Raw genomic sequence first — 17,161 nt, forward strand, 5'->3', positions numbered from 1 at the left:
CCTTTGGTCACCAGGATCGATCATACCGACCCGGCGTTCGAGGACCGCTTCGCGGCGTTGCTCGCGGCCAAACGCGAGACATCGGAGGATGTCGACGCCGCGGTTCGCGCGATCGTTGCCGATGTCCGGGAGCGGGGCGACGCGGCGGTCGTTGACGCGACCCGCCGGTTCGACCGCTTCGACCTGATGCCGGAAACAATGCGCATCGATGATGGGACGTTGGAGGCGGCGGCGGACCAGGTCGACACGGAGGCTCTGGACGCGCTGTCGCTGGCCAAGGCACGGATCGAGGCGTTTCATCGCCGCCATCGGCCGCAGGACGATCGCCACACAGACGACCTCGGCGTCGAACTCGGCCAGCGCTGGACACCCGTCGATGCGGTCGGGATCTATGTTCCCGGTGGCACCGCCGCATACCCAAGTTCGGTTCTCATGAATGCGGTGCCGGCAAAGGTGGCCGGGGTCGAACGGGTGGTGATGACGGTTCCCACGCCCGACGGGACCATCAATCCGCTGGTGCTTGCCGCTGCCCGGCTCGCTGGCATGGACGAGGTCTATCGCGTCGGCGGCGCTCAGGCAGTCGCCGCGCTCGCCTACGGCACCCGGTCGATCGATCCGGTGGCCAAGATCGTCGGCCCCGGCAACGCTTATGTCGCGGCCGCCAAGCGTCAGGTATTTGGCGTCGTCGGCATCGACATGATCGCCGGACCGTCGGAGGTGCTGGTCATCGCCGACGCGGAGAACGACCCGGACTGGATCGCCGCCGATCTGCTGGCCCAGGCGGAGCATGACGCGGCGTCGCAGTCGATCCTGATCACCGACTCGGTTGCCCTTGCCGATCAGGTGGCGGCGGCCGTGGACCGGCATCTGGCGACGTTGGCGCGCGGCGAAATCGCCGCGGCGAGCTGGCGCGATCACGGTGCCATCATCACCGTCGACACGCTCGACCGTGCCGCGACGCTCGCCAACCGGATCGCGCCGGAGCATCTGGAACTCGCCGTGGCCGATCCGGAGGCGTTGTCGCCGGCGATCCGCCATGCCGGATCGATTTTCCTCGGCCGGTACACACCGGAGGCGATCGGCGACTATGTCGGTGGGCCGAACCATGTGCTGCCGACGGCGCGGTCGGCCCGCTTTTCGTCCGGATTGTCGGTGTATGATTTTCTCAAACGGACAACCACGCTTAAGCTCGGCCCGGATCAGTTGCGCGCCCTCGGTCCCGCGGCGATCACGCTGGCCGAAGCCGAGGGGCTGGAAGCGCATGCCCGCTCGGTGGCGATTCGGATGAACCGATAAGGCAACGTCGCCGCGCGCCGATCGCGCCGCCGCGGAAGAAGAGAGCAGGGGGGAAACAAATCGTGGCAGACTGGATTGGCCGTTTCTCGTTGGAAGGCCGCAAGGCCCTGGTGACGGGCGCCTCGAAAGGGCTCGGCGCCGAAATCTGTGACGTCTTCGCCGACGCTGGCGCCGATGTCGTCGCGACCGCCCGCGACGAGGCCGGGCTCAAGGCCGCCTATGATGCGGTCACCGGACACGGTCGCCGGTGCGTGACCTTGCCGTGCGACCTCGCCGACGCCGATTCGGTGCGCAGCATGGGGCAGGCAGCGCTCGACGCGTTCGGCGGCATTGACATCCTCGTCAACAATGCCGGTGCCACCAAGGTCGCGCCGGCGGGCGATCTCACCGGCGACGACTGGGATTTCCTGATGGCGGTGAACGCGCGCGCGCCGTTTCTCCTGTCGCAAATCGTTGCGCCCGGCATGATCGAACGACACTCAGGCAAGATCATCAACGTGTCGTCGCAGACCGGCGTCGTCGCCCTCGACGATCACGCCGCCTACGCGTCGTCGAAAGGGGCGCTCAATTCGTTGACCAAGTCGCTGGCGATCGAGTGGGCCAAGCACAACATCCAGGTCAATGCGATCTGCCCGACCGTGGTTCTGACCACCATGGGCACGAAGGTCTGGGGCGACGAAGCCAAGGCCAAGCCGATGCTCGACCGTATCCCGGCCGGCCGCTTCGGCGAACCGATCGAGATCGCCGACCTTGCGCTGTTCCTGGCGTCGTCCGCGTCGTCGTTCATCAACGGAGAACTGGTGATGATCGAAGGCGGGTACACGTCCCTCTAGGAGAAGCACCGATCGCCGGCCCTCATCGGGTCGATGTCACACGAACCATGCGCCATCACGATCCCAGCCCGTTGCCGACACCGACCGCCCCGCCGCCGGCCGGCCTCGTCGCCGTTGATATCGACGCGGCTTCGTTCGACGGCGCCGGTGGGTTCCTCGAGGCCGAACGGACCGCGGCGGTTCGCGACCTGCTGGCCCAGAATCGCTTTGAGCCGGGCGGACGGACGGGCACGTTCCGGCTGAAGATGGCAGTGGTGGAGCAGAAGCTGGTGCTCGACGTGTCGGACGACGGCGCAGCCCCGCTTGCCCGCCATATCCTCTCGCTGCGTCCACTCTCGCGTGTCATCAGGGATTACTTCATCGTCTGCGAAAGCTATCGCGAGGCCGTCGACCAGGCCTCGCCCGCGCGCATCGAAGCGATCGACATGGGCCGGCGTGGACTCCATGACGAAGGCGCCACGGTGTTGCGGGATCGGCTGGCCGGAAAAATCGAAATGGACCATGCCACGGCGCGCCGGCTTTTCACCCTGGTGTGCGCGCTGAACTGGCGCATACGCGGCCAGCGTTGATCCGGTTCACAACGTCAGGCTAATCGGCTACCGTCCCGCCCCGTTCACCCGCCGCTGCCACTCAAGGGACCGCATGGCCAAGGAAGAAATCATCGAGTTTCCCGGTGTCGTCACCGAACTGCTGCCGAACGCCACCTTCCGCGTTAAGTTGGAAAACGAGCACGAGATCATCGCCCACACCGCCGGGCGGATGCGCAAGAACCGCATCCGCGTTCTCGCCGGTGATAAGGTGCTGGTGGAGATGACCCCCTACGATCTGACCAAGGGCCGGATCACCTACCGGTTCAAGTAAGCCGCCTCGCGCCGCTTGGGCGGGGTGCGCGCAGGACACCGACAATGGCCGGACGTTTGAAACTGGTTCTCGCGTCAGGGTCGCCGCGTCGCCTGCAGCTTCTGAACCAGATCGGCGTCGAACCCGACCGGCTGCTGCCGGCGGCGGTCGACGAGACACCGAAGAAACACGAACTGCCACGCAACCTGGCCAAGCGGCTCGCCCGCGACAAGGCGGTTGCGGCGCAGGCCGCGCTGAAGGCGCAGCCCGAGCCCGACGGTGCGCTGATCCTCGCCGCCGACACGGTTGTCGGTGTGGGGCGCCGGTGCCTACCCAAGGCCGAGTTGATCGAAGAGGCGGCGAGTTGTCTGCGCCTGATTTCCGGCCGGGCGCACCGGGTGTATACCGGCGTCGTTCTGGTCACCGCGAGCGGGCAGCTTCGCCAGCGCCTCGTCGAAACGCGGGTTCGCCTCAAGCGGCTGTCGCAGGAGGATATGGACTCTTATCTTGCGTCCGGCGAGTGGCGCGGCAAGGCCGGCGGCTACGCGGTGCAGGGGCTTGCCGGCGGGTTCGTCATCAAGCTGGTCGGTTCCTATACCAATGTGGTCGGTCTGCCGCTCTACGAGACCATGAGCCTGCTGCTCGGCGAGGGTTATCCGATCCGTTACAGCTGGCTGAAGGGCGGAGCGGCACGATGACCAAACAGGACAAGCCAGCGGCCGAGGTCGTGCCGATGCGGCGAACCCGCGCCTGCCCGATCTGCGGCCAGCCCTCGCAGCGGCCGGTGTTTCCGTTCTGCAGTAAGCGCTGCGCCGATATCGATCTCCATCGCTGGCTGTCGGGGTCCTATGCGATTCCCGCCGCCGACGGCGATGAAGACGACACACTGGATCCGGCTTAGTCGCCACCGCGCAAAGCCGAAATCCCCTAATACGGCCAGGTCTTGCCGATGCCCCTGGGCTTGCGCGGGGACGAAGCCTTGATGCGACCGGTGGCGATCTGGACAGGGCCGGGCGAGTTGCCTATAACGCGTCGCCTTGACCGCAGCGGCGTGCCCGAGCGTGCCGGTTACGGTAAGCCCAGGTAGCTCAGTTGGTAGAGCAGCGGACTGAAAATCCGCGTGTCGGTGGTTCGATTCCGCCCCTGGGCACCATTGTCCTCTCTATCATAACTGAACATACCACCTGCTTTACTACGACCCGACGGGCGACACGGCTGGCGGCGACGCGATCTTGTTCGCCCGATTCGACGACACCAAGCTCAAGGCCGCCGACTTCACCGTCTCCGCCTGACGCGGGTCCGGCAGGTCGTCTGTCTGCCTGGCTCGCGCCCGGCTAATCGCGCACATGTGCACGATTGTCATCACGTCATAGGGGCACGCAATCCCGCTCGCGCTGGCTTAACGTCGTGGCTCATTGAGGTGCGCCATGACCCGCGACTATTTTCGCTACGATTCCAAGCAAGCGCCGCACGCCGTGTTTCCCCTGGGGGGGATCGGTGCCGGCGGGATCGGCATAGGCGCGGACGGACGCCTTCAGGACTGGGAGATTTTCAACCGACCCTCCAAGGGCAGCGTTAACGGCTTCTCGCATTTTGCGGTCCGCGCCGAGCGTGACGGGAGCGTCGTCGACACCCGCATCCTCCATGGTCCGTTCACCGGCAACCGCAGCGGCGTCCTGCACGGAAAGCAGTTCAACACGTTTGGCTTCGGGCCGCGCCGGGAGGAGATGACCGGCTTTCCGCACTTTGCCGAGTCGTCTTTGACTGGACCTTACCCAATGGCGACGCTCGTCTTCGCCGACCAGCGGTTTCCGGGCCCGGTCACCATGCGCGCGTCGAGCCCTTTCGTTCCGATGGAGGATCGGCTGTCGTCGCTGCCGGTCGCTCAGTTCGAGGTCACTTTCGAGAACACCGGCGACGCCGATCTGGACTACACGCTGTTCGGCTGCATCGCCTTTGAGTTCGGTGGAGCGGTTGTCGACGTTTCGACCAATGGCAGTCTGACCATCAGCGGACGTGCCGACTGCGATGCGGGGTCGGTCGACTATGCGGAGATCGCGCTGGCGACGGACCACCCCGAGACCAGTTACCAGCGACACCTCTTCCGCGGTTCGTGGTTCGACACCATGGAGGTCTATTGGGCCGATATCGCCCGCGGCGGCCCGCTCAAGGATCGCTACTACGGTGATGCCAACCATGTCAGCGCGCCGCACCGGGGGCCGCATATCGAGCACAGCGTCCTGGCGGCCCACGTCAACGTTCCGGCCGGCGAGACCCGCACCGTGCGGGTCGCCATCGGCTGGTATGTGCCGAACGTCAAGAAGACTTGGGTGTCGCGCTTCGCGCTTCTTGACGAGAAGCAGACCGTGAAACCGGTCTGGAAAAACTTCTACGCCACCCAGTGGGATAGCGCGTCGGCGTGTCTGGCAGAGGTGTTCGCGCAGTGGGACGATCTGACGACGCGGACGTCGGCCTTCCGCGACAGCCTGACGTCGTCGACACTGCCGATCACCGTGGTCGATGCGGTTTCGGCTAACCTTTCGATCCTGAAGTCGCCGACCTCGCTTCGGCTGGAAGACGGGACGTTCTACGGCTGGGAGGGATGTCATCCCGACGCCGGGTGCTGCGAGGGGTCGTGCACGCATGTCTGGAACTATCAGCAGGTCCTGCCGTTTCTGTTTCCGGCGCTCGAACGCTCCATGCGCGAGGCGGATTTCTTCGAGAACCAGGTGCCGGAAACCGGCGGCATGGCTTTCCGCATGGCGCTGCCCAAGGGTGTCGGCACCAACGCGGAGCGGCCATGTGCCGACGGCCAGTTCGGCGGCGTCCTCAAGGCCTATCGGGACTGGAAGCTCAGCGGCAACAACGACTGGTTGCGGTCGATCTGGCCGAACGTGGCGGCGGCCATCGAGTACGCATGGAACGACGGTAACTATGACAAATGGGATCCGGAGAAGACCGGAGTCCTGCATGGCCGGCAACATCACACGCTCGATATGGAGCTGTTTGGGCCGAATGCCTGGCTGACCGGGTTCTATCTTGGCGCGCTGATGGCCGGTGCGGAGATGGCGGAGACGATGGGCGAGGCCGATCGTGCCGCGCTTTACCGTGACATTCTGCGACGCGGCAAGGCATGGGTCACCGAGAACCTCTTCAACGGCGACTATTTCATCCAGAAGATCGACCTGAAGGACAAGTCATCCCTCGAGCCGTTCAATTTCGCGACCGGCACGACGGGCCATGTGGTCGGCAACATCTTCGATCAGTACTGGAGCGACGAACTCGGCGAGATCAAGTACCAGATCCTCGAAGGCTGCGGCATCGACCAGGTTCTGGCGCAATGGCACGCCAGCCTTTACGGCCTCGGTGACATTTTCGACCCCGATCAGTTTGCCTCAGCGGTTCGCGCCATCTACCGCAACAATTACAAGCCGCGCCTCGGCGATGTCCCGAACCCGTGCCGTGTTTTCGGAATGGAGGATGAGGCCGGGACGGTGATCTGCGACTGGCCGGAAGGTGCGTCGCGGCCGGCGATCCCGGTTCCCTATTCGCAGGAAACCATGCACGGCTTCGAGTACGCCTTCGGCTGCGAACTGATGATGATCGGCGAGATCGACAAAGGTGCCGCAGTCTTCGCCGGGGTTCGCGATCGTTACCGGGGCGGCAACCGTAACCCCTGGAACGAAATCGAGTGCGGATCAAACTATGCGCGCTCGATGGCCAGCTATGCAGCGATCGTCGTTTTGTCCGGTTTCGCCTTCGACGGTGTGAAGGGCGAGATGGCGTTTGCGCCGCAGGTCCAGTCGGCGGGGCAGTTCCGTTCGTTCTGGTCGAACGGGGCGGCATGGGGGACGGTTGCCATCGGCGGCGGTGCGGCGGAGATAGCCGTTCTGGGTGGCCTGCTGACGCTGACGCGCCTCGACCTGTGCGGTCGCACCTACGGTCAAGACGAATTGGCGGCGCTCGACGGCGCCGCGGGGGGTGACGGTGGCACCGAATTCAAGGCGGGACGTGTCCTGGCCTTCTCGGCGCCGGAACTCGAAGTGACCGGGCTTCAGGATATCGGCGCTTCGATCAACTAGCGAAGGGAGGATAACAATGTGGAAAAAGCTGACGACCCTGGCCGCGGCCACGTTCCTTTCGGCCGGTGCCGCGATGGCGCAGCCGCCGAGCGATGTCGAGGCGAACCTCAAGATCGTCCAGTGGGTCAACGATCAGATTATCGCCAGTACCAACAGCGCGATCGAGCGGTTTGCTGAGAAGTATCCCAATGTAACCATCGAAACCCAATACGTTCCGGTGACCGGCGGCGCTTGGGGCGAGTACATCAACGCGTTCCTCAATCAGATGGCTGCCGGCGACACGCCCGATATTGTCGCGGTCGCCATCGAGGGCTTTGCCGAGATCGCCTCAAAAGGCGTCGTCATCGATCTTGAGGAACTGACCGCGGCCGATCCGCATGCGGCTGAGGTGATGGAGGGGATCGAAGCCAATCTGCTCGACGGCATGCGGACCCGTCCGACCGGAGAGCTGAACTTCTTTCCGACCGAATGGAACAACATCGTCATGTACTACAACAAGGACATGTTCGATGAGGCCGGCATCGCCTACCCTGAGGCCGATTGGACGTGGGATGACTTCCTGGAAACGGCCAAGGCCCTCACCAAGACGGATGCCGACGGGAACGTCACGCAGTTCGGCTATGTCGTCTCCGGTGCCCATTTCAGTCTGCAGCCGTGGCTCTTCACCAACAATGCGTCGATCCTGGACGAGAACTGGCGCGAGCCGACGGTGACCACACCGGAATTCCGAGAGTCGCTTCAGTTCCTGCACGATCTGATCAATGTGCACAGGGTGGCTCCGACCCATGAGGGTGGCCACGGCACCGAGAAGTTCGTGGCTAGCCAGGCGGCCATGGTCGCGGCCGGACACTGGCCCGTCCCTGAGATGATGGAGGCCGGTCTCGAGAACGTCGGCGTCCAGCACATGCCGCAGAACAAGCGACAAGCGACCGTGTTCGGCATCGGCGGTCTCGCGATCACCATGGACTCGCCCAACAAGGAGCTCGCCTGGGAGTTCATCAAGGAGATGACCGGCGACGAATACCAGCAGGAGCTCGCGGATTCGATGCGTTCCATCCCGTCGGCGCGCGCACAGGCAACCGACCCCGAATGGACGGCGTGGCCGGACAATTCAGAGATCTTCTACGAGACCGCGGCAACTGCCATCGCGGTTCCGTCGCCGCCCAACTTCGCCGAGGTCCAGGAGATTTTCCAGCGTCATCTGAACGCCTACATGAACGAGGATCAGGATCTGGACACGACCATCTCGCAGATGGATCGCGAGCTGCAGCGTTCCATGTCTCGCGCTTACTAAGGCGCACGCAGTAATCTCTGGCGCCCGGCAAGGGCGCCGGAGCTTTGAGAAGCGGAACATCGACAGTGGCCACACTGGCGGCAAGGGAAGCCAGAGCAGGATATCTCTTCCTGCTGCCTGCCTATCTTCTGTATCTCCTGTTCCTGGCGATACCGCTTGTCGCGTCTCTGGGCCTGTCGTTTTACGAGGTCGATCGCCTCAAGCTCGACTTCACCTTTGTCGGTTTCGAGAACTTCGACTGGATCTTCACCGATCCCCGCTTCTGGCGGACGTTTCAGAACACCTTCTTCTTCATCTCTATGTCGGTAATCGGCAATGTCGGCACGGGCTTGCTGCTCGCCGTGGCACTCGACCGGGCCATCTCCGCACCGGTCCTGTACACGCTCAGGCTTGCCTATTTCCTGCCGGTACTGGTGTCGCTGGCCTTCGTGTCGTTCATCTGGAAGTTTCTGTTCTCGACCGATCTCGGCGCTATCAACTACTACCTGCGGCGGATCGGGATCGGCAATGTCGGCTGGCTGACCGACGCGGATGTGGCCATGTATTCAGTCATCATCATCGACGTCTGGAAGAACGTCGGCTTCTTTATCATCATCTTTCTGGCGGCGCTGCAGGGCGTGCCGCGCAACCTGCTGGAAGCGGCGGCGATCGACGGTGCCAAGGCACGGACCGTCATGCTACGCATCAAGATCCCGTTTATCGCACCGGTGATCCTGTTCTGTGTCACCTACGCGACCATCGGCGGCCTTCAGGTCTTCGATTCGATCCGGATACTGACCAATGGCGGGCCGGGGGACGCGACCCGCTCGGTGGTCATGTACATGGTGTCCGAAGCCTTCAGTGCCGGGCAGCTCGGAACCGGGTCGGCATCCGCGCTTACGCTGCTGATCGTCATTACCGTCGTCGTCGCGCTTCAGATGGGTGTGGCGCGCCTGTTCCTGCGGCGGATGTGACGGCGATGAGTCTCGTGCGCCTTTCTCCCGACGCCCCGATGTCGCATCGGCTCTTGTCGGCGATGCAGGTGATTCACTGGCGAAACGCGGTGGTGGTCACGCTCCTGCTGATCGGTGCGTTCTTCATGCTACTGCCGTTTTTCTGGATGTTCGCTACCAGCATGCGACCTGCGAGCGAAGCCTATCAGCTGCCGCCGAGTTTCTTTCCCGAGAGGATCGACCTGCGAAGCTATCGCGAGCTGCTCGACGCACCGATCCCGTTCCTGCAGATGTACTGGAACAGCTTTTTCGTCGCGGCGGTGACGACCATCGGTGTGGTCATAACCAGCGCGATGGCGGCTTTCGCCTTCTCGCGGACCCGGTTTCCGGGCAGCAGCCTCTTGTTCGGTCTGATGCTCCTCGGGCTGATGGTGCCGCCGGCGCTCGTTCTGATTCCGCTGTTCTTCGGCATGGCTGCTTTCGGGATCGTCGACAGCCGCTGGGCGCTGATCCTTCCCGGCTTAGCCAATCCGCTCGCCGTCTTCATGATGCGGGAGTTCATGCGCAGCCAGCCGCGCGAGTACGAGGAAAGCGCTTTTGTCGACGGCGCCAGCTACTGGACCATCTTCCGCCGTATCTCGCTGCCGCAGATGGGACCGCCGATTGCGGCGCTGAGCATCATCGTGTTCACGACGAGCTGGAACAACTTCCTCCTGCCGCTGGTGTTCGTCCGCTCGTTCGATGTCATGACCTTGCCGGTCGGTATCCTGGCCCTCTCGGGCAGTTTCGGAGACGGATCGTTGTCGGTGATCATGGCGGCGGTGACAATGGGTGTATTGCCACTGCTCGTCGTTTTCCTTGTCGCGCAGCGCTTCATCGTCGAAAGCATCGCCAGTACCGGCGTCAAGAGATAAGTGTCAACACAGGACGGCTTATGTTGGGTTCACAGGCAATCGATTTCGCCGGCTCGGTCGCCGGGCTGGACATCAGCGTGCCCGAGGTCTTCCGCTTCGGCTTCGCGCATTTCCCGACGGCTGTCGCGACGTCCGACAGTTGGACAAGTCATGATGGCGCCGAGATCGTGTTCATGCTCGACGGCGAGGCTTGCTGGGAGCTTGAAGGCGATTTCCTCGTCCCTCTCTATGGCGGTCAGAGCGCGCTGTTCACCAGTTCCCTCCGCCACCGGATCACCAATGGCATCTACCCGCCGAGCAGCACTTTCTGGATCGTGCTGAGCGGCCCGGAGCGCGCGGCGGAACCGGCGCTGCTGACGGCCGAGAGCTGCCGCAAGTTTCAGGGCGATCTCGGTAAACGCGGTCTGACCCGGAGCATCCAGTCAAAATGCCTCGAGAGCATTCACGAGCTCACGCGGCTGATGAAAGACAAGCGCCTCTATTCGGGGCACGAGCTGACCATCGCCGAGATTCGCGCTCATCTTCACCTGGTGCTCATCGAGACCTGGAAGGCGCATCGCTATCGACAGCCTCATAAAGGCGACTCGGCCATTGTTGAACGGGTCCTGGAGGCGATGCACGCCGATTGCGGCAACGGCGTTTCGATTAGTCAGCTGGCGAAGAAGCTCGGCTGCAGCCGTGGCCATCTCTACAATCAGTTCCGCGATATCGTCGGGATGCCGCCGAGCGACTATGCGCAGCGCCTGAGGATCAAGCAGTCGTGCCGGGCGCTGTCGTCGGAGGACGCCTCGATCACGACGATTGCCCACGAGAACGGCTTCAGCAGCTCGCAGCATTTCTCCCGGGTCTTCAAGCGCTACCTCGGCGTGACCCCGAGCGGCTATCGCAGCCAGATTCAGAAAATAGGCCCGTCCCCGTGAGCGTCGTCGAATATCAGGGCGTCATGAAGTCGTTCGGGCACGTCGAGGTGATCCACGGCATCGACCTGCTGGTCAACGAAGGCGAGTTCATGGTGTTCGTCGGTCCGTCAGGATGCGGCAAGTCGACGATGCTGAGGATGACCGCCGGGCTCGAGACGATCACCGAGGGAACGCTGCTGATCGATGGCCAGGTGATGAACGACGCGACGCCGGTCCGGCGCGGCGTGGCCATGGTGTTCCAGAACTACGCGCTCTACCCGAACATGACGGTTCGCCAGAACATGGCCTTCGGCCTGGAACAGGCACGCGTGCCCAAACCCGAAATTCGCAAAGCCGTGGATGAAGCGGCGCGCACGCTGAAGATCGAGGACTTGCTCAACCGCCGTCCCGGCCAACTCTCGGGCGGCCAGAGCCAGCGGGTGGCAATCGGACGGGCGATCGTTCGCAATCCCGGCATCTTCCTGTTCGACGAGCCGCTCTCCAATCTCGATGCCGAATTGCGGGTGCACATGCGGGTCGAACTCGGCCGGCTGCATGAACGCCTCGGCAAGACGATGATCTATGTGACCCACGACCAGGTCGAGGCAATGACGATGGCGGACCGCATTGCCGTCTTCAACACAGGGCGTATTGAGCAAGTCGGTTCGCCGCTCGACCTCTACAACAACCCGGTGAACCTGTTTGTCGCCGGGTTCATCGGATCGCCGCGCATGAACTTCGTATCGGGGCCGGTCGAACACGGAGCCCAGGGGTGCACGATCCAAGCTTTGGCCCAGGCGATCGCCATTCCCCTGGACCTCGATGCGGGCGGTTCGACACTGTCGGTCGGCGTCCGGCCCGAGCATCTCGAGATCGTGGCACCCGACGCGGGTGACCTCGCCGCGACGGTTGAACTGACGGAACAGCTTGGCAGTGAGACCTTCGTCTACTGCTCGCTGGGCGACGACGAACCGTGGGTGGTCAAGAGCCTGGGACAGGTCTTCCGCCGCGCCGGAGAGCGGGTCGGCCTTCGCATTCCGTGGGATCAGGCGCACTTCTTCGGAGCAGACGGGAAACGTCTCTCGGGGCGGGCCCATGTCGGATCGATCACGCCCGAAAACGACGGCGGATTGCCTCGTCGACGGTCCGAAGACGCAGCCGATGGTTGCCCGCGATAATCAGCGGGTGCTGCAATCAACCAAAAGGTTTCGTCCCCAGTTCTCCTTTTCAGTAAAAAGGAAGTCTGTGTCAGCAAGTGTTTCCTTGTCGGCCGACTTAAGCGGATGAAGTGCCCCGCGCGCCGCTGCTTCGATTGCGTTTTTATCACAATGAGAGGCCCGGGGTCGGCTAGATGCAGCCATTGACAATTTCCACTCACTTTTACGAGGCGCGCCCGCGTCAATTGCTCGCTTCACCTGTGTCGCGGACAAGCAAATGTTTGGATGCTTCTATGTGTCTATTGGTTTCATAGTGGGGCCGAGCCCGATGAGTCGGAGAACACGAAGATCGCGATCCTCAATATCGGGAATCGCATTGCTGGTGTCTGCAAGTCTCTCGTTTGCCGAAACCGCCCTCCCAGCAAGGCGGTTAAAGTGTCCCTTGGCAATCGCGACGGCAAGATCCGCGGCGCGTGTGGGTGGAAGGAAATCGCCCTCAGCGAAACGTTTGGCGAGGCCAGGCATATGCTTGCGCCCCGCATCTGACGAAAGCTGGTGACGAGTCATATCGGTGTCGACCAGACCGGGCGCCATGGCGATACAGAAAACGCCAGTACCGTCCAGTGTGGCGGCGATGCACTCAGTAAGCCGCATCACGCCTGTCTTCGAAGCCGAGTAACCAGATCCGGCCGGCAGGGGCGCGGCCGTGCCGCCACCGATCATGTTGATGACATGACCAGATCCGCGGGCGATCATCTGTGGCAGGACAGCCCGCGCGCAGTGGAAAGTGCTTCGCAAGTTGGTTTCGACATCTGCCCACCAGACGTCCGGGTCAACGTCCCAGATCGGCCCGATTGCGGAGAAAGCGCCCGCATTGTTGACCAGAGTGTCGATCGGACCCAGGGCTTCGGCAATCTCGGAGAAAGCAGTGTCGGTCGCCTCGCGGTCCGTCAGATCGGCTGGGACGGCAAGCGCGGTTCCGGACTGGGTGGCGATCTCAGCTACCGTGGCTTCCAGCGCCTGCCGTCGCCGGGCGACGACCGCCACCTGCGCCCCTTCGGCAGCAAGAGCCAGCGAGATGTGTCGGCCGATTCCGGTCCCGCCGCCGGTGACAACGGCGACGGTGCCGTCAAGTTTTGCCATTGTTAGCTATTTGCTCTCTGTCCGGTCCGAGGTGCGACACGTTCTCGGCTTTTTCCATGTTAGCCGCGAGGTTGAGGCGCGCGCGCGTGACATGTGCTGCCGCGATCAGCCCAGCAGCCTCGACGTCTTGATCAAGTATGGCCGATGTCAGCAGACGATGGTCCTCAATAACGCCTTCCAGGCGTTCGGATCCATAACCGAAGCGCCGCCAGACGATCCGAAGTATTTGGTAATGGCGTTCTTCGATCTCGCCGGCTTCGTGGTTGCCCGACGCCAGGCTGATAGCCCGGTGAAACCGATGATTGGCCTTAAGCGTGGCATCGCGGTCGTTCCCGCCCGAGACACGTTCGAATTCGGCCTTGGCAGCCGAAATAGCATCCGCCGCCGCCGGCATAAGCCTTTCCGCAGCCCGGCGCGCCTGGATCGCCTCAAGCGCCAACCGGACATCGAATAAATCGGTCATGAAATCCATGTCGATTTCGCGGACGCGCATCCCGCTGTTTGGGATGAATTCGACAATGCCCTGGCCGTTGAGGATTCTCAGCGCTTCGCGGATTGGCATATGGCTGGTTGAGTAAAGGCTGGCAAGCTCGGCAAGTTTAAGCCGCTCGCCCCCGGCGAACTTGCCGCTGACGATATCTTCCCGGATCCGGTCGCTAATCTCGATATACCGTGATGGCACGCCGTTTCCTCGGTTTGACCGTTTATCGCCACCAAGCAACGAATCGGCCGCATGTCCTGAGGTGCGTCGGCTTGGCGCGGGCCCGACAACTCTATCAAACGCTTCATATTTGATCAATGGAGGCGATTTTTTGGGAGTTCTGGTTGCAATACGTCGTTTCTTTGATCAAAATATCGAATGGCGGCACGCGAGCTGTCAAGTGAGCCGACCCGCCGGCGCCTCAAAAATCCAATCACAGTGGGAGGAAGAACCGATGCGATTAGGTGAGATCAGGATGATTTACCTGTCAGGTCTGCTGGCCCTGACATTTGTTGGCGGCACCGCAGCCACGGCGCAGGTGACGGATGTGCCTCGCGAGCGGACGTTTATTCACGAGGGCTGGAGCCAGGGGGCGCCGACGCTCAAGACGCCACGGAACGCGAATTATTATAATCTTGCCGGAGAATACAGAAATGGTCACATGCACAACTTCGAGCCATTGTTCTATTTTAACTCAATAATTGGAGATTTAGTTCCTTGGCTCGGTGAAAGCTTTGAGATGAATGACGAATTTACCGAGGTAACGGTTAAGCTTCGCGAAGGCGCGAAATGGGCCGATGGTGAGGATTTCGACGCCACAGACGTGGCCTACACGTTCAATATGCTGATCGAGAACGGCAATGGTCCGGCCAACATGCGCAAGGCCAAGGAAGTGGCCAACCAAGTCGCGAGCGCCGAGGTCGTCGACAAGCTCACGGCGAAGGTCACGCTGAAGGCGCCCGATCCGCGTTTTCCGTTCCGGCTGTTGGTGAACTACTACGGGCACGGGCTTGTATGGGTCCCCGAGCACATCTGGAGCACAATCGAGGACAAAGCTGCGTTTACTTGGTACGACGAAGAGAAGGGGTATCCGGTAGGCACCGGCGCGTGGAAGACCGTGTTCGCCTCGCCGGACCAGATCGTGCTTGACCGGCGCGACGATTGGTGGGGGGCCGAAACCGGTTTCCGGGACCTGCCCGCGCCGGAGCGTGTCGTCGCGATTGGCATCGGGGACAATGCACGACGTTCCGACATGATACTGAACGGAGAAGTGGATTCGACCCAACTCGTGACGGCACTGGACCTGCTGGAGTCGGTTCTGGAGAAGTCTGATGCCGTAACGACGTACACTGGGAAGGAGCCGCCTTACGCCTATCAGGACTGGTGGCCTCACTCACTGTACTTTAACCACCTAGCTGAAGACAGCCCGTTCACGGATGTTCGCGTGCGCCGCGCCGTCCGATACGCCATCGACAAAGACCAACTGATCGAGTTCGCGTGGGGCGGTGGCAATACGCCGAATGACTGGCCCTATCCACACTACACGCCGCTGGTTTGGTACATGGACCAGGCGCAGGATCTGGTCGCCAAGCACGAAGCTGGTGAGTTCAACCTGGAGAAATCGGCGGCGCTGATGGAAGAGGCTGGATATGCCCGCAACGGCGATGGCCTGTGGGAGAAGGATGGTAAGTGCGCCGGGGGACCGCTGGAAGTGCACCAGGTGTTGGCCGCAGTTGGCCAGGTAGTCGTGCAGCAGCTGATCAATGCGGGTTTCTGTGCCGAGTACAGCCAGACCCCTGAAAGCTTCGACAAGTTCCGCAAGGGCGAAAGCGTTTGGCACATCTTCGGCCACAATGGCGGTTCGGTCTTTGATCCGGTTGATACGATGCGGATGTACATCTCGAAGAACCAGACGCCGATCGGTACCTCGACAATGTTCGTCAGCCGGTGGGCTGACCCTGAATTCGATGCGATCTACGAAAAAATGGCCGCGATCCCGCCGGAAAACAGGGACGAGCTTCTGCCGCTGTTCCGCGAGGCCTTCGACATCTGGTTCGCCGGGGCCGTCGAGGTTCCACTAGAGCTCGGGTATCACACGATTCCGATGAACACGACCTACTGGTCGAACTTCCCCACAGCGGACAATCCCTACACTCTGGCCTGCATTCCCTGTTTCATCTCAGGGGCGGGCACGGAGGTACTGCATGGAGTCCAGCCGGCCAACTAGCCCAAAACTGACAGAACGAGAGGGGACGGGCATTTAAACCCGTCCCCGTGGGTGGGAACCTGCCATGCGTGTTCTGCGGCGAGTGCTGTTGATGGTCCTGATCATCTGGATCGCGGCCTCGATCAACTTTCTCATGCCGAGATTGTCGGATCGCAACCCTGTCGAGGAAGTGATCGCCGCTTCCATGGGTGAGTCGGGCGGGACCATGGAAGGCTTCGAAGAAGCCGTCGCGGATTTTGAGCGCCGGTTCGGCATGGATCAGCCGATCTGGAAGCAATACTTCAATTCTGTGTATGACGCGCTGACGTTCGACTTGGGAATGTCGATCTCGTACTTTCCCGAAAGGGTGTCCACGCTTGTTCTCCAGGCAGCGCCTTGGACGCTGGGCATCATGCTGATTACAACGCTTCTGGCTTTTGTCTCCGGCACGCCGCTTGGCGCGCTGACCGTCTGGCCCCGTGCGCCGCGTTGGCTGAACATCGTCGTCCCTGTGGTGATGATTCTGGCCGCGATCCCGTTCTACCTGATCGGGTTGATCCTGATCTATGTCTTTGCCTCCAGACTAAGATGGCTGCCCACGGGCAAGGGCTACTCTGCAGGCATGTTGCCGGAATGGAGTTGGGACTTTGTCCAAAATGTACTGATCCATGCGCTGTTGCCCGCGCTGTCGATCTTCCTGGCTTCGATCGGAATCTGGGCGCTGAGCATGCGCGGCATGATGGTGACAGTTCAGGGTGAGGACTACATGGTCTTTGCCAAAGCCAAGGGGCTCACGAACTCGCGCCGTTTCTGGCGCTACGGCGTTCGTAACGCGATCGCGCCGCAGATCACCGCACTTGTATTGACGCTGGCGAACGTGGTGACCGGCGCCGTGCTGGTGGAGCGCGTCTTTGCCTATCCGGGGCTGGGAAATCTGCTCTACCAGGCGATCCTTCTGAACGACTATTATCTCATCTTCGGCTGCGTCTACATGCTGGTCCTGACAGTCGGCGTGTCGCTGATGCTCCTCGATCTTGTCTATCCGCTGATCGACCCCCGCATTCGCTCGGAGGCCCGAGGCTGA

Annotated in this window: 16 protein-coding genes and 1 tRNA gene; 15 read left to right on the plus strand and 2 right to left on the minus strand. The window is 62.2% G+C overall.

What is annotated here, in order from left to right:
- The first annotated feature begins 3 nt into the window (after positions 1–3).
- The 13 genes from hisD to ACO076_RS07365 all read left to right on the plus strand — a co-directional run bounded on the left by hisD (position 4) and on the right by ACO076_RS07365 (position 12,268).
- Complete coding sequence (gene hisD / locus ACO076_RS07305) at positions 4–1,296, plus strand: histidinol dehydrogenase (RefSeq protein ID WP_421726064.1); 1,293 nt, start codon at positions 4–6, stop codon at positions 1,294–1,296.
- Positions 1,297–1,358: 62 nt separating this feature from the next.
- Positions 1,359–2,129 carry an SDR family NAD(P)-dependent oxidoreductase gene (locus ACO076_RS07310; RefSeq protein ID WP_421726065.1) on the plus strand — a complete coding sequence of 257 codons (771 nt, stop codon included), beginning with the start codon at positions 1,359–1,361 and terminating at the stop codon, positions 2,127–2,129.
- Between the two features lie 71 nt (positions 2,130–2,200).
- On the plus strand, positions 2,201–2,698 hold the full coding sequence (locus tag ACO076_RS07315) for a UPF0262 family protein (protein ID WP_421726066.1): 498 nt from the start codon (positions 2,201–2,203) through the stop codon (positions 2,696–2,698).
- Between the two features lie 73 nt (positions 2,699–2,771).
- A complete protein-coding gene (gene infA / locus ACO076_RS07320) occupies positions 2,772–2,990 on the plus strand; it encodes a translation initiation factor IF-1 (protein WP_421726067.1) in 219 nt (72 codons plus the stop codon).
- Positions 2,991–3,034: 44 nt separating this feature from the next.
- On the plus strand, positions 3,035–3,667 hold the full coding sequence (locus tag ACO076_RS07325; RefSeq protein ID WP_421726068.1) for a Maf-like protein: 633 nt from the start codon (positions 3,035–3,037) through the stop codon (positions 3,665–3,667).
- Positions 3,664–3,870 carry a DNA gyrase inhibitor YacG gene (gene yacG, locus ACO076_RS07330; protein WP_421726069.1) on the plus strand — a complete coding sequence of 69 codons (207 nt, stop codon included), beginning with the start codon at positions 3,664–3,666 and terminating at the stop codon, positions 3,868–3,870. Before ACO076_RS07325 ends, yacG begins: the two co-directional genes overlap by 4 nt.
- A gap of 176 nt (positions 3,871–4,046) precedes the next feature.
- Positions 4,047–4,122, plus strand: a tRNA-Phe gene (locus tag ACO076_RS07335).
- A 274-nt stretch (positions 4,123–4,396) separates the two neighbouring features.
- The gene (locus ACO076_RS07340) at positions 4,397–7,051 is read left to right on the plus strand and encodes a GH116 family glycosyl-hydrolase (RefSeq protein ID WP_421726070.1); all 2,655 of its coding nucleotides are present in this window, start codon (positions 4,397–4,399) and stop codon (positions 7,049–7,051) included.
- A gap of 16 nt (positions 7,052–7,067) precedes the next feature.
- Positions 7,068–8,345 carry an ABC transporter substrate-binding protein gene (locus ACO076_RS07345; RefSeq protein ID WP_421726071.1) on the plus strand — a complete coding sequence of 426 codons (1,278 nt, stop codon included), beginning with the start codon at positions 7,068–7,070 and terminating at the stop codon, positions 8,343–8,345.
- A 65-nt stretch (positions 8,346–8,410) separates the two neighbouring features.
- A complete protein-coding gene (locus ACO076_RS07350; RefSeq protein ID WP_421726072.1) occupies positions 8,411–9,298 on the plus strand; it encodes a carbohydrate ABC transporter permease in 888 nt (295 codons plus the stop codon).
- 5 nt (positions 9,299–9,303) lie between these two features.
- The gene (locus tag ACO076_RS07355) at positions 9,304–10,191 is read left to right on the plus strand and encodes a carbohydrate ABC transporter permease (protein WP_421726073.1); all 888 of its coding nucleotides are present in this window, start codon (positions 9,304–9,306) and stop codon (positions 10,189–10,191) included.
- Between the two features lie 23 nt (positions 10,192–10,214).
- The gene (locus tag ACO076_RS07360; protein WP_421726074.1) at positions 10,215–11,111 is read left to right on the plus strand and encodes an AraC family transcriptional regulator; all 897 of its coding nucleotides are present in this window, start codon (positions 10,215–10,217) and stop codon (positions 11,109–11,111) included.
- Entirely contained in the window at positions 11,108–12,268 is a 1,161-nt protein-coding gene (locus ACO076_RS07365; protein ID WP_421726075.1) for an ABC transporter ATP-binding protein, read from the plus strand. Before ACO076_RS07360 ends, ACO076_RS07365 begins: the two co-directional genes overlap by 4 nt.
- Before the next feature lie 270 nt (positions 12,269–12,538).
- Here ACO076_RS07365 and ACO076_RS07370 read toward each other — a convergent pair whose 3' ends face one another.
- Positions 12,539–13,390, minus strand: a complete 852-nt coding sequence (locus ACO076_RS07370; protein WP_421726076.1) for an SDR family oxidoreductase — start codon at positions 13,388–13,390, stop codon at positions 12,539–12,541.
- Complete coding sequence (locus tag ACO076_RS07375; RefSeq protein ID WP_421726077.1) at positions 13,377–14,072, minus strand: GntR family transcriptional regulator; 696 nt, start codon at positions 14,070–14,072, stop codon at positions 13,377–13,379. The genes ACO076_RS07370 and ACO076_RS07375 overlap by 14 nt, the downstream gene beginning before the upstream one ends.
- 130 nt (positions 14,073–14,202) lie before the next feature.
- Here ACO076_RS07375 and ACO076_RS07380 point away from each other — a divergent pair, with 130 nt between their 5' ends.
- Entirely contained in the window at positions 14,203–16,098 is a 1,896-nt protein-coding gene (locus ACO076_RS07380) for an ABC transporter substrate-binding protein (protein ID WP_421726078.1), read from the plus strand.
- 64 nt (positions 16,099–16,162) lie between these two features.
- Positions 16,163–17,161 (plus strand): ABC transporter permease, encoded by a 999-nt coding sequence (locus tag ACO076_RS07385; protein ID WP_421726079.1) that lies wholly within the window; start codon positions 16,163–16,165, stop codon positions 17,159–17,161.

Source organism: Bauldia sp., from assembly GCF_965232525.1.
In the GTDB taxonomy this organism is placed as follows: domain Bacteria; phylum Pseudomonadota; class Alphaproteobacteria; order Rhizobiales; family Kaistiaceae; genus Bauldia.

What these genes read in the sequence shown, in the direction of transcription:
- ACO076_RS07345 (WP_421726071.1), top strand. Translation starts at nt 7,068, where the DNA reads ATGTGGAAAAAGCTGACGACCCTGGCCGCGGCCACGTTCCTTTCGGCC.
- ACO076_RS07325 (WP_421726068.1), top strand. Translation starts at nt 3,035, where the DNA reads ATGGCCGGACGTTTGAAACTGGTTCTCGCGTCAGGGTCGCCGCGTCGC.
- ACO076_RS07355 (WP_421726073.1), top strand. Translation starts at nt 9,304, where the DNA reads ATGAGTCTCGTGCGCCTTTCTCCCGACGCCCCGATGTCGCATCGGCTC.
- ACO076_RS07370 (WP_421726076.1), bottom strand. Translation starts at nt 13,390, where the DNA reads ATGGCAAAACTTGACGGCACCGTCGCCGTTGTCACCGGCGGCGGGACC.
- ACO076_RS07340 (WP_421726070.1), top strand. Translation starts at nt 4,397, where the DNA reads ATGACCCGCGACTATTTTCGCTACGATTCCAAGCAAGCGCCGCACGCC.
- yacG (WP_421726069.1), top strand. Translation starts at nt 3,664, where the DNA reads ATGACCAAACAGGACAAGCCAGCGGCCGAGGTCGTGCCGATGCGGCGA.
- infA (WP_421726067.1), top strand. Translation starts at nt 2,772, where the DNA reads ATGGCCAAGGAAGAAATCATCGAGTTTCCCGGTGTCGTCACCGAACTG.
- ACO076_RS07385 (WP_421726079.1), top strand. Translation starts at nt 16,163, where the DNA reads ATGCGTGTTCTGCGGCGAGTGCTGTTGATGGTCCTGATCATCTGGATC.